At 63.5% G+C, this 12710-nt stretch carries 11 protein-coding genes; 4 read left to right on the top strand and 7 right to left on the bottom strand.

Translation table 11 applies throughout. The annotated features are described in order from the left end of the window. Nucleotides 1–119: 119 nt before the first annotated feature. Nucleotides 120–980, bottom strand: a complete 861-nt coding sequence (locus tag FFI89_RS10290) for a VOC family protein (RefSeq protein ID WP_138835276.1) — start codon at nt 978–980, stop codon at nt 120–122. 222 nt (nt 981–1202) lie between these two features. On the opposite strand from FFI89_RS10290, the gene FFI89_RS10285 reads away from it, so the two are divergent. The 3 genes from FFI89_RS10285 (at nt 1203) to FFI89_RS10275 (ending at nt 4219) form a co-directional block, all read left to right on the top strand. Beyond that, nucleotides 1203–2096, top strand: a complete 894-nt coding sequence (locus FFI89_RS10285; protein ID WP_138835274.1) for a sugar kinase — start codon at nt 1203–1205, stop codon at nt 2094–2096. A 20-nt stretch (nt 2097–2116) separates the two neighbouring features. After that, nucleotides 2117–3034, top strand: coding sequence for a ribokinase (gene rbsK, locus FFI89_RS10280; RefSeq protein WP_138835271.1), 918 nt, complete (start codon nt 2117–2119; stop codon nt 3032–3034). Between the two features lie 75 nt (nt 3035–3109). Further along, complete coding sequence (locus FFI89_RS10275; RefSeq protein WP_138835269.1) at nt 3110–4219, top strand: mandelate racemase/muconate lactonizing enzyme family protein; 1110 nt, start codon at nt 3110–3112, stop codon at nt 4217–4219. A gap of 20 nt (nt 4220–4239) precedes the next feature. Here FFI89_RS10275 and FFI89_RS10270 read toward each other — a convergent pair whose 3' ends face one another. Continuing rightward, nucleotides 4240–5460 (bottom strand): NAD(P)/FAD-dependent oxidoreductase, encoded by a 1221-nt coding sequence (locus FFI89_RS10270; RefSeq protein ID WP_138835267.1) that lies wholly within the window; start codon nt 5458–5460, stop codon nt 4240–4242. 263 nt (nt 5461–5723) lie between these two features. Between FFI89_RS10270 and FFI89_RS10265 the strand changes: the two genes are divergently transcribed. Next, on the top strand, nt 5724–6506 hold the full coding sequence (locus FFI89_RS10265) for an enoyl-CoA hydratase/isomerase family protein (RefSeq protein ID WP_138835264.1): 783 nt from the start codon (nt 5724–5726) through the stop codon (nt 6504–6506). A 144-nt stretch (nt 6507–6650) separates the two neighbouring features. Here FFI89_RS10265 and FFI89_RS10260 read toward each other — a convergent pair whose 3' ends face one another. The 5 genes from FFI89_RS10260 to FFI89_RS10240 all read right to left on the bottom strand — a co-directional run bounded on the left by FFI89_RS10260 (nt 6651) and on the right by FFI89_RS10240 (nt 12683). Next, nucleotides 6651–7991 (bottom strand): TRAP transporter large permease, encoded by a 1341-nt coding sequence (locus FFI89_RS10260; RefSeq protein WP_138835262.1) that lies wholly within the window; start codon nt 7989–7991, stop codon nt 6651–6653. Further along, on the bottom strand, nt 7988–8572 hold the full coding sequence (locus FFI89_RS10255; protein WP_138835258.1) for a TRAP transporter small permease: 585 nt from the start codon (nt 8570–8572) through the stop codon (nt 7988–7990). Before FFI89_RS10255 ends, FFI89_RS10260 begins: the two co-directional genes overlap by 4 nt. Before the next feature lie 51 nt (nt 8573–8623). Continuing rightward, a complete protein-coding gene (locus FFI89_RS10250) occupies nt 8624–9625 on the bottom strand; it encodes a TRAP transporter substrate-binding protein (RefSeq protein WP_138835255.1) in 1002 nt (333 codons plus the stop codon). 135 nt (nt 9626–9760) lie between these two features. After that, nucleotides 9761–10759, bottom strand: coding sequence for a TRAP transporter substrate-binding protein (locus tag FFI89_RS10245; RefSeq protein WP_138835252.1), 999 nt, complete (start codon nt 10757–10759; stop codon nt 9761–9763). Between the two features lie 217 nt (nt 10760–10976). Continuing rightward, nucleotides 10977–12683, bottom strand: a complete 1707-nt coding sequence (locus FFI89_RS10240) for an IlvD/Edd family dehydratase (protein ID WP_138835250.1) — start codon at nt 12681–12683, stop codon at nt 10977–10979. Between the last annotated feature and the right edge of the window lie 27 nt (nt 12684–12710).

Genomic DNA, 12710 nt, shown 5'->3' with positions numbered 1-12710 from the left:
TCATGGTGAGGAGGCGCTACTTCAGCGCCGTCTCGAACCATGAGGCCCGTGGCCCATCCTTCGAGACGCGCTTCGCGCTCCTCAGGATGAGGTCAGCGGGTGTGGCACGTCGTTGTGACTCACTCCGCCTTCCCCGCCGATGGCTGCACCAAAAGTGTCGGCACCCCGCAGGTGCCGGAGCGCACGGTCATCACCCGCGTGCCCGGCTTGCGGCCGGTACGGACTTCGGAGACGTCGACGCCGGCCTGGGCCAGCCGCGCATGGGTGGCGTCGATATCGGCGACGCGCCAGCAGATACCTCTGAGGCGGTCGTGCTGGATGTCCCGCGTCGCATCCACGGGCTTGCCCAACCGGTGCGTCACCTCGACGACGACGTCGCCGCAGCGGAAGAACATCAGCCGGCCCCACTCCGGATGCGAACGGTCGAGCGCCATGTCGAGCCCAAGCCGCGCGCCATAGAGCGCGGCGGCCCGTTCGGGATCCGGCGTCGAAACCACGACGTGGTCCATCGCGGTGATCGGCCCCGCCGCCGTTGGCGCGGAGCGCGGACGCTCGTTGGTCAGTTCGAGATAGAACAGCCGAATGCCGCGCGTGGCGTCCGAAGCGGTGCGCGTCCGCTTCCACGACAGCGTGGCGCCGGAGAGCGCGTCGCGGCTTTCGACCTCGGCAACCGGCTCCGGTTTCAAGGTGAGCCGATCGAGCCGGCGGTGCATTTTGGCGATATCGTTGGTGCGGAAACACAGGCTCGCCAGCCCCTCGCCCTGGGCCGCCAGAACGCTGCGGATTCGATCCGCATTGGCGTCCGCGCCGGAGGGCGCCATCAACTCCAGCGACATATTGTCGAGCGTAAACAGCACGCGGTCGGCGCCGTCGCCGCTGTTCTGCCAGGCCGGCGCCCGCGCAAACAGCGTCTGATAGGCCGCGGAGCCCGCCGCGATATCCTCGACAAGGACAACGACATGATCGAGACCGGTAATCACGGAAAAGTCCCCTCCCATTTTGTCGCACCGACCGGGAAACCTGCACAGTGCCCAGCCGTTATATGCTGCCGGCCGCCGTGGGACGGTCGTAGTCCCCTGATATTCGCATCTCAAGCTGCAAAGACGGCAGCGATGCGAATATTTTCAGCGAAACCATCCGATATCCGGTGCTAATGTAGCCGCGCCGGGCCGGATCAACCTTCAGCCCATGACGGAAAGCGAATGCAGGCCCTCTTCATCGGACAAACCTATATCGACGTCACCTTCATCACCGACCACATGCCGACTGGCGACGAAAAGCATGTCGCCTCCGCCTACGCGGTTTCGTTTGGCGGCAACGCCGTCACGGCCGCGTTCTGCTGTGCGAAACTGGGCATCGTGCCCGACCTGATCGCGACCGTCGCCAATGACTGGCTCGGCCGCATGTTCCAGGACATGAGCGCGAAATACGGAATCTCGATCCATCCGCGCAAGGTCAACACTTCCTCGCTGTCCTTCATCATGCCGAAGGATGGCAAGCGCGCCATCGTCCGCTGTCGCGACGACGAGCACATCCATCCTTTTCCGATCCTCAACCTGAGGGGTTGCCGCGCACTGCATATCGACGGCCACCAGCCGGACGCCGCCATCCACTATGCCAAGCTGTGCCGTGAGGACGGCATCCTGACCTCGCTCGACGGCGGCGGCCTGCGCTCCAATACCCATGAGCTTCTGGAATTCATCGACGTCGCCATCGTCGCCGAAAGGCTCTGCGAGCAGATGGACAAGACGCCGGAGGAGATGCTGGATTATCTCAAGTGCAGAGGCTGCCGGGTCGGCGGCGTCACGCTCGGCGAAAAGGGCCTGCTCTGGTACGACGAGACCGGCACGGTCCACAACCTGCCGGCGCTTCCTATACCACGCGAGCGCGTGATCGACACCAACGGCGCCGGCGACGTCTTCCACGGCGCCTATGTCTATTCCTACCTCGCCAATCCCAGCAAAAGCTGGCACGACCATTTCGAATTTGCGCGGGCCGCGTCCACCTTCAAGATCCAGCGCCTCGGCAACGAGGCCGGATTGCCGACGTTGACCGACATCGAAGTGGTCAAGATGGCGTTTCCAGCGGGCGCGTGACCGGATGAGTCGGAGATAGCATGGGGCGGGTCTTCGTCGCCGGCAGCATCAACATGGATGTGGTGGCGACCGCCGACCGGCATCCCAAGGTCGGCGAGACCGTCGCCGGACAAGCCGTGCATTATTTTCCCGGCGGCAAGGGCGCCAACCAGGCGGTGGCATCGGCCAAGCTGGGCGCGCCGACGACGCTGATCGGCCGGCTGGGGAGCGACGCTTTCGGCCAACAATTGCGGACATTCCTGGCTGCGCAGGCGGTCGATCTCACGCACGTCAAGGACACCGCCGAAGCCCATACCGGAACGGCCATCATCACCGTTGCCGATGCCGACAATACGATTGTGGTCGTGCCCGGCGCCAATGCGCGCGTCAGTGCCGAAGACGTCACCGCAGTTGTGCTGGCCAAAGGCGACGTCGCCGTCAGCCAGTTCGAAATTCCGCAAGCGACGATCGTTGCGTTCTTCCGCCGCGCGCGGGCGGCAGGTGCGACCACGATCCTTAACCCCGCGCCGGCGATCCTGTTCGACAAGGATTTGCTCGATCTTGTCGATATCCTGATCCTCAACGAGACCGAGCTGGGATTTCTCACCAACACGGAGCTGCGTGACAGCGACGATCCCGCCCGCTTCGTGGAAGCAGCAGGCGCCTTGCAAGGCGGCGGCAGGATCATCTGCATCACCCTGGGCCGGCGCGGCGTGCTGGCGCTGATCGACGGTCAGGCCTCCGTCATCGCCGGCCGCGCAGTGAAGGCGGTGGACACCACCGGCGCCGGCGACTGTTTTGTCGGCGCGCTCGCAAGCCGGCTTGCCAATGGCACGGCCATCCGCAACGCATTGGATTATGCCAATGCCGCAGCATCGATCTGCGTGCAGCGGATGGGCGCCGCTCCCTCGATGCCGACGGCCGCGGAAGTCGCAGCGCTGCTGTCCACACAGGCTTGATGGCACCGTCTTGATATCGGGCGCGTCCGGCGACATGCTGGCTGCGGCGCTCGCCCCAACGAACAAGGAAAAACCATGGCCAAGATCGTACGTGTCGAAATCCTGCAGGTCGATCTTGTGCCAAAGGCGGTCCGCACCGACGCGATCCAGTCGTTCGCCACGCAGGAAACGCCGATGGTGCGCATCCACACCAGCGACGGCATCGTCGGCACCGGCTATTCCTATACGATCGGCACCGGCGGCTCGTCGGTGGTCGCGCTGCTGCGAGATCATCTGGCGCCGCGGCTGCTCGGCCGCGACCCGCTCGACATCGAGGCGATCTGGAAGTCGCTGTTCTTCGCAACCCATGCGACCGCGGTCGGCGCCATCACCAGCCTCGCGCTCGCTGCCATCGATACCGCGCTGTGGGACGTCAAATGCCTCGCCGCGGGTCGCCCGCTGTGGAAGGAAGCCGGCGGCGCGCAAGCTTCCGTGCCGGTCTATTCCACCGAGGGCGGTTGGCTGCATGTCGAGCCGCAGGCGCTGGTCGATGACGCGCTGTCGGTGCGCGCGCAGGGTTTTGGCGGCGCCAAGATCAAGGTCGGCCGTCCCCATGTCAGCGAGGACATCGCGCGCCTGACGGCAGTGCGCGACGCGGTCGGCCCCGGTTTCGAGATCATGGTCGACGCCAACCAGGCGTTCACAGTCGGTGAAGCCATCCGCCGCGCCCATCAGTACGAGCCGCTCGACCTCGCCTGGTTCGAGGAACCGCTGCCGGCCGAAGACCTCGGCGGACATATTCGCCTGGCGGCATCGACGTCACTGCCGATCGCGGTCGGCGAGTCCATCTATCATCCCAGCTATTTCAGGGAATATCTGCAGCGCGATGCCTGCGCGATCGTGCAGGCCGACGTCGCCCGGATCGGCGGCATCACGCCGTGGCTCAAGGTGGCGCACCTCGCCGAAACCTTCAACGTTCCGATCTGCCCGCATTTCCTGATGGAGTTGCACGTCTCGCTGTGCGCGGCCGTGCCGAACGCGGCCTGGGTGGAATGGATCCCGCAGCTCGACGACGTCACCACCAGCCGTCTGACGATCGAGGGGGGGCGAGCCAAACCGTCTTCCGAACCCGGCCTGGGCATCGCCTGGGACTCGCAGGCGATCGCCAAACTGCAAGCGTTCACCCCGGTCGTCCTGACCGCGTGATGGTGACCTGAGACTCGGCTTTAGGTCAGCGCACTCTTCAGATCGAAGCTGGCATCGGCCGCCTGCTCCGGGGTGATCGAGCGATTGGTCGCCAGCAGACGCCGACCGAACATGTGATCGCCGGCGCGGTTGACGGATTCGATGCCGAGCAGCCGCCCGGACTTGTAGCAGAAGGCGGAGAACGCCCCCGCCCCGCGATCGCCGCGCACCACGACCTGGTCGTAACCGGTGGTCAGCCCCACCATCTGCAGCTTGTCGGGCCCCTGATCGCTCCAGAACCACGGCAGGCCGTCATAGGATTTGGCGTCGCCGGTCAGCCGCGCCGCGACGCAGCGCGCGTGATCGGTGGCGTTCTGCACCGACTCCAGCCGCAACGAACCGCCGAAGCGCGGGCTCGCATATAGCGCGCAATCGCCGACCGCAGATATGTTCGGATCGGCGGTCAGCAGATGATCGTCGACGATGATGCCGGCCGCTACCGGAAGGCCCGCCTGCGCCGCCAATTCGACATTGGGCAACACGCCGACGCCGACCACCACGAGATCCGCCGGCAGATGCCGGCCGTCGCTGAGGCTGACGCCGGTCACTCTGCCACCGTCGCTCTCGATGCTGGTGACCTGCACGCCGAAATGAATCCGAATGCCGGCGGCGGCGTGCTGCGATTGCGAAAATTCCGAAATTTCCGCGGTCACCGCACGCGCCATCACCCGCGCGGCAAGTTCGATCACGTCGACTTTGAGGCCCTTGGCCCGCGCCGTTGCCGCGAATTCCAGCCCGATGAAGCCGGCGCCGATCACGATGACATGCTGGCCGGAGGCGATCCGGTGCCGCAGCGCCTCGCTTTCGTCGAGCGTCCGCAAATAGCGCACGCTGTCGAGATTGGCGTTGGGAATATCCAGCAAACGGTTGCGCGCCCCGGTTGCCAGCACCAGATGGCCGTAATCCAGCGACGCACCGGACGCCAACGACAATTTGCGCGCACCGCGATCGATCGAGGTGGCGCGGTCCGTGATCAGATCGACGTTCTGGTCGTGATAGAATTTTTCCGGCCGGAACATCAGGGTGTCCGGTCCGCCGGTTCCCTTCAGATAGGCCTTGGACAGCGGCGGCCGCTGGTACGGCAGATGGCCTTCGTCATTCACCAGCGCGATGCGTTCGGAAAAGCCGTTCTGGCGCAACGAGGCCGCAAGCTGAAAGCCCGCATGGCCGGCGCCGGCGATGATGACCGGTCCCTGTGTCATCGGGACAACTCAACTGCGAAGGCACAGGAAATACCCATGTCGTCTGCTCTCTACTGATGTCGGTGCTTGCTGCCTCATCCTGGATCGCGGCGCTCGTGGCCGTATCCGGAAGGATGGAGCATCCTCGTCTCGGGGCTTGAGGCGGCTCGTGCACCTCCAAACCCCTGATGAAGCCGAAGTCTTGCAGACTTCGCCGGGATTGTCACCCGTTCCCTTCTGCGATTTAAATGCCGGGTCATTTTCGCGTCCATGAGGCTTCCACCATGTCAGCAGCCCCCGACCCTGCCCTGCTCCGGATCGAAGGTCCGATCGCGACCATCACCCTCAACCGGCCCGCGGCCTTCAACTCGATTGATCTATCGATCGCGCAAAAGCTCGAGCAGCTCGGCGCCGAGGTCGAGGGCAACGACGATATCAGGGTGCTGGTGATCGAGGGCGAAGGCCGCGCCTTCTCCGCCGGCGGCGATTTGCAGACCATTGGCGCCGCGGCGGCGGCTGACAATATCGCCCCCGTGGTCGGGGAACTGCTGAAGCATTATCACGCCTTCATCGAGACGGTGCGGCGGATGCCGAAGATCGTGCTGTCCAGCGTCAACGGCTCGGCGGCCGGCGCCGGCATGGGGCTGGCCTTTGTCGCCGACCTCTGTATCGCCGCCGACGATGCCCGCTTCACCCCGGCCTACGCCAAGATCGGCGTCTCACCCGATGGCGGCAGTACCGTGGGCATGGTCGGCACGGTCGGCACCCGCCGCGCGCTGCAGATATTCCTGGCGGAAGACAGTTTTACTGCGCAGCAGGCACACGCGTGGGGCCTGGTGGCCCGGGTTGTCCCGGCGGCGGAGCTGAAGGCCGAGACGCGAAAATTTGCCGAACGGTTGGCGCAGAACCCGCCGGCCGCGATCGCCGGCACCAAATCGCTGGTCTATCAGGCCGCGGTCACGCCGACCAAACAGCAACTTGACGCCGAGGAAGCCAAGATCATCGACGCCATGCACACGGATGACTTCCGCATTGCGGTGAAGAAATTCACCAGCAAGGGGAAATAGGATCGACGATCGCCATCACAACGCGACCGTCATCATCCGCGAAGGCGGATGATCCAGTACGCCGCGACCCCTCGGCTCAATTTTCCGCAGCCGGTTACTGGATGCCCCGCATGCGCGGGGCATGACACCGAGCCAGTAGCTGCATCAGCTCGGGCAGATATACCCTGTCCCCGCCGGCGACTTGAAGCACCCGACCGACTCCGGGATCACCTGCTTCGGCAGCCACAGCACCACTTTCGGGAAATAGATCGTGAAGATGATGGTCACCAGGAACACGACATAGATCGGCAGCGCCGCGCGTAACGCCTTTGAAAATGGCACGCCGACGAATTTCGACGCCATCAGCAATACCAGCCCGTAAGGCGGCGTGATCAGGCCGAACGCCAGAGTCGCGATCAGCACCACGCCCATATGGACGCCGTTGATGTCGCCCGCCTGTGTCAGCGTATTCACCAGCGGCATGAAGATGATGATGGTCGGCACCGGTTCTATGAAATCGCCCACCACCGTGAACAGCAACACCAGCAGCAGCATCATCAGATGGGGGTCGTTGCCCGCGAGCGAGGTGATCCAGTCGGCGATCACGGCGGCGCCGCGCAGATAGGCCAGCATCCAGCCGAACGCATTGGCGGCGCCGATGGTGATCAGCGGCAATGAGAAGATCAGCCCGGCGAGGCAGAAATCGTAGGGGATGTTCTTGAAGTGCTTGCGATTGAGCGCCGGGATCACCACCGCGATGATCCAGATCACAGCGACGACGCCAGCTTCCGTCGGCGTGAAATAACCGGTGAGGATGCCGCCGAGCAGGATTACGGGGATCATCAGTGGCAGCGCCGCGTCGCCGGCCGCGAACACGACCTGACGCAACGGCGCGCGCGGCTTGCGCATTCCGGAAGGTCCGAAGAAGTAGCAATAGATCATCAGGCCGAAGCCGATCATCAGGCCTGGCACCACGCCCGCCATGAACAGCCCGGCAATCGAGACGTTGCCGACCGCGCCATAGACCACGGCCGTGATGCTCGGCGGCACCAAGGCCGCGATGGTGGAAGCTGATGCGATGATCGCGGCGATGAAGGCGGGGCTGTAGCCTTCCCGCTTCATCGGGCCGCCCAGCGCGCGGCTCATGACCGCGACGTCGGCGGTGGTCGATCCCGACATTTCCGAGAAGAACATCGAGAACACGACGACGACCTGGGACAGCCCGCCCCTGATGTGGCCGACCAGCGACAGCGATAGATTGGCTATTCGCACCACGACATTGGCCGAACTCATGAGTTCGCCGACCAAGAGGAAGAACGGTATCGCCAGCAGCGCCTCGGAATCGACGCCGTCAAAAACCTTCTGGATGATGGCCGCCAGCGAAACGTCCGTCAGCATGGCGCCGACGAACACACCCGCCAGCAGCGAGAACGGCACCGGCACGCCGAGATAGCCGAAAAACAGGAAGCAGAACGTCATCAGACCGAGAATGACTGGTGCACTCACGGGCGCGCCCTCATGTCAGGCCTGACGTCGACGGGCGGGATATCGCGGTCCTCCTCCAGCGGCTCGGGATGCTCGAAGCCGTTGCGAAGGCCGTTGACCAGTTGCTCGACCGTGAACAGGGCGATCAACGCGCCGGCGAACGGGATCGCCGCATAAAGCGAAGCGATCGGTGTGCCCGACGGCAACCGGAAGCTGCCGAATCCCCTGAGATAATTGATATAGCCGAACCAGATCAGGCAGAACGCGACGCCGAGCACCACGATTCGAATAATAACCTCGACGATCATGCGCGGCGTGCCATGCATCGCTTCAGAGACCGCGGTCAGATACAGATGATCGTTGCGCCGGGTGGCCACGGCAGCACCAATGAAGATCGCGTAGATGAACAGTGTGGAGGTGGCTTCCTGCAGCCAAAGCCAGGGATGACCGATGGTCCGCGTGACGATGTCGGCCGTCACCGATAAGGAAAACCCGAAGCACAACACGCCGCAGACGATCATCAGGACCAGTTCGAGCCGGTCGAACGACTGCCATTTCAGATGTCGCTGCCGCTGCAGCACCAGTTTGTCGGCGATAGCCATCGGTTAGACTCTCTGTCCCGTTCTCGTCGTCCCGGCGAACGGATAGAGCACCTAATTAATCCCGCGGATCAGGTTCTTGATCTTCTCCGCGTGCGGGCCGAGTTCCTTGGCGAGCTTGTCGAGGTACGGATCCGAGATGGCCGCAAAGCTCTTCTTGTCCACGTCCTCGACGATCTTGACGCCATAACCCTTCAGCTTGGTGGCCGCCGCCTTCTCGAGCTCGAACGCCTTGGCCGGTTCCTTGGCGCTGACGTCGGCCGCTGATGTCTTGACCCACTGCTTCTGGTCGGCGGAAAGCGTCTGCCACAGCTTGTCGCTGACGAACAGCAGCGCGTTGTTGGCTTCATGCTCGGTCATCGAGAGCACCGGCGCCACCTCGTAATGCTTGTTGACGAGGTAGACGTTGACGCTGTTCTCGGCGGCGTCCATCACGCCGGTTTGCAGCGAGGTGTAGACGCTTCCGAACGGCATGTGCACGGTCTGGGCGCCATAGGCCGGGAAGATCGCGTCCTCGGTCGCCGTGGCCTGAACCCGGATCTTCAGTCCTTTCATGTCGCCGGCGTTATGGATTTCCTTCTTGCTGTAGACGCTCCGCACGCCCTGCGAGCCGGTGGCGATGACGTGCAGGCCCTGCGTAGTGTCGTCGATCATCGCCGTGATCGCATCGATCACCTGTTGGTTGGCCAGCGACTTGACCAGATGATCGGAGCTGCGGAACAGGAAGTGCAGCGACATCACCCCGGCCTGCGGCGAGATCGTCGCGGTATTCGCCGACGAGACGATGGCGAAATCGATGTCGCCGGACTTCACCAGTTGCAGAAGCTGCGGCTCCTGGCCGAGTTGCGCGCCCGGATACTGATCGACCAGCATCGTGCCCTTGCTCAGTTCCTTGAGCTTGGCCGAAAACATGTCGTAGGCGACACTGTAGCCGGTGTTGAGCTGCTGATCGTGGGCGAAGCGGTAATGCTTCGTTTCCTGGGCGCCGGCGCTTGCGGCAAACATCACCGAAGCCGCGGCGACCGCCGCACCCAAGAGCATCCTACGATTGGCCATGCCGCTCTCCCCTGTTTTGATTTTCCCGATCATCCCATCAAGGTCGCGAGATTGTCAATAAAACAACGGCGCCCCGAGCGGATACTACAATAAACCGCTCCGATGACGCCAGATTATCGACAATTCCGCCGCGATCTACTTGATCGCGCGGATCAGATCCTTGACCTTCTCGGCGTGGGGCCCGAGTTCCTTGGCAAGCTTGTCGAGATAGGGATCGGCTATTGCGACGAAGCCCGATTTGTCGACATCGGTGACCACTTTCACGCCGATCGCCCTCAGCTTGTCCTGCGACTGATGCTCGAGCTCGATCGCCTTGGTGGGCTGGGTCTTATTGACCTCGTCGGCGGCGGCCTGCACCCAGCCCTGCTGTTCCGGCGAGAGGCTGTTCCAGAGCTTGTCGCTGACCCAGACCAGGCTGTTGTTGGCCTCGTGTTCGGTCATCGACAGCACGGGCGCAACTTCATAGTGCTTGTTGGCGAGATAGACGTTGACGCCGTTTTCCGCGACGTCGACCACCCCGGTCTGCAGCGAAGTGTAGACGCTGCCGAACGGCATGTGGACGATCTGCGCACCATAGGCCGGGAACATGGTGTCCTCGGTGGGCGTCGCCTGCACGCGCACCTTGAGACCCTTCATGTCGTCGATCTTCTTGATCTCGCGCTTGGCATACATGCTGCGCAGACCGAGCGTCGCGAGCGCGATGACGTGGGCGCCCTGTACCGTCTCCGCGATCATCGCCTTGACGGCGCCGGAGACGCCCGGGTCCGCCATCGCCTTGATCAGATGCGCTTCCGAGCGGAACAGGAAGTGCATCGACATCACGCCGGCCTGCGGCGACAGCGTTGCGGCATTGGCTGATGACGAGATGCAGAACTCGACGTCGCCGGACTTGACCAGCTGCAGCACCTGCGGCTCCTGTCCGAGTTGCGCGCCCGGATACTGGTCGATCAGCATGGTGCCCTTGCTCAGCGCCTTCAACTTGTCGCTGAAGATATCGCCGAGAATTCCGTAACCGGTGATCTTCGGTTGATCGTAGGCGAAGCGATAATGCTTCACCTCCTGTGCGCTGGCGCTTGCGGTGGTCATCACGAGTGCGGTCGCGACCGCACCAAGAATGCTTCTCAGCCTGTCCATCGTCTCCCCCTGATGATTTTTGATCTATTTTTCTTTTGATCATCCCATCGGCATCGTTCGATTGTCAATCAAACAAGGCGCAACGCATCTGCGAGAGACGATCATCGTCGCGAGGCGCGGTAGCCACATTCACACAGCCATCATCGTCCGCCTTGTGCGCGATTACGCACTGGGCGGACGATCCGGTAAGCCGCAGCCTCTCGGCGCCAAACGACGGCTACTTGCCTTCGCCGCGCATGAAATCGAAGTCGCAGCCCTCGTCGGCCTGCAGGATGGTCTCGTTGAACAGATGCGCATAGCCGCGTTTGGCCCAGTCGGGCGTCGTTGGCGGCGCCAGCGCCGCGCGGCGCCTTTCAAGTTCGGCATCGTCAACGAGCAAGTCGATGCTGCGCCTGGCGACATCGAGGCGGATCATGTCGCCGTTCCGGACCAGCGCCAGCGGACCGCCGACAGCCGATTCCGGCGTAATGTGCAACACGATGGTGCCGAACGCCGTGCCGCTCATGCGCGCGTCCGATATCCGCACCATGTCCTTTACGCCCGTGCGCGCGAGCTTCTTCGGAATCGGCAGGTATCCTGCTTCCGGCATGCCGGGCGCACCCTTGGGTCCCGCATTGCGCAGCACCAGCACGTCGTCGGCCGTGACATCGAGCGCGGGATCGTCGACCCGCAGCGTCATGTCTTCAACCGACTCGAACACCACCGCCCGGCCGGTATGCTGCAGCAATTTCGGGCTCGCCGCCGAATGCTTGATGACAGCACCGCGCGGCGCGAGATTGCCATGCAGCACCGCCATCGCGCCTTCCGGCTTGATCGGATTGTCGCGCGGCCGGATCGCGTCCTGCCCCGGCACCTCTTCGGCGCCGGCGACGACATCGCGCAAGGTCGCGCCGGTGATGGTCCTGGCATCGAGGTCGATGAGATCGCCAAGCTGCGCCATCAGCTTCGGCACCCCGCCGGCATGATGGAAGTGTTCCATGTAATGCTCACCGGACGGTTTCAGGTCGATCAGCACGGGCACTTCGCGGCCGAGCTTGTCGAAGGCTTCGAGATCGATACGATTTTTGGTCCGGTTGGCAATCGCGGTCAGATGAATGAGGCCGTTGGTCGAGCCGCCGATCGCCTGCAGCACCACCTGCGCGTTCCGGAACGACGACGCGGTGAGAAATTCGCTGGGGCGAGGCCCCTTCGCGATCGCCATCGCGGCGGCAACCCTGCCGCTCGCTTCCGCGGAACGAAACCGTTCGGCATGCGGCGCCGGTATCGTCGCACTCATCGGCAGCGACAGGCCGAGCGCTTCGGTAATGCACGCCATGGTGCTCGCGGTGCCCATCACCATGCAGGTGCCGACCGAGGGCGCGAGCCGGCCGTTGACGGCCTCGATCTCGACGTCGTCGATTTCACCGGCGCGGTATTTCGCCCACAGCCGCCGGCAATCGGTGCAGGCGCCGAGCACTTCACCCTTGTGATGGCCGACCACCATTGGGCCAACCGGAATGACCACCGTCGGCAGATCGGCGGAGACCGCCGCCATGATCTGCGCCGGCAAGGTCTTGTCGCAGCCGCCGATCACCACAATGGCGTCCATCGGCTGGGCGCGGATCATCTCCTCGGTATCCATCGCCATCAGATTGCGCAGATACATCGAGGTCGGATGCGAGAAGCTTTCCGCAATCGAGATGGTCGGGAACACCATCGGCATCGCGCCTGACAGCATCACGCCGCGCTTCACGGCTTCGATGATCTGCGGCACGTTGCCGTGGCAGGGATTGTAATCGCTGTAGGTATTGGTGATGCCGACGATCGGGCGGTTGAGCGCGTCGTCGGAATAGCCCATTGCCTTGATGAAGGCCTTGCGCAGGAACAGTGAAAACCCGGCGTCGCCATAACTCGCCAGTCCCTTGCGAAGTCCGTCGTCAGCCATCTCTTTAATTCCTGTAGTCGTTGGCCT

This window comes from Bradyrhizobium sp. KBS0727 (assembly GCF_005937885.2).
GTDB lineage: Bacteria > Pseudomonadota > Alphaproteobacteria > Rhizobiales > Xanthobacteraceae > Bradyrhizobium.
Note: the sequence above shows the minus strand (reverse complement) of the source record. Positions and strands in the feature narration are given on the sequence as shown.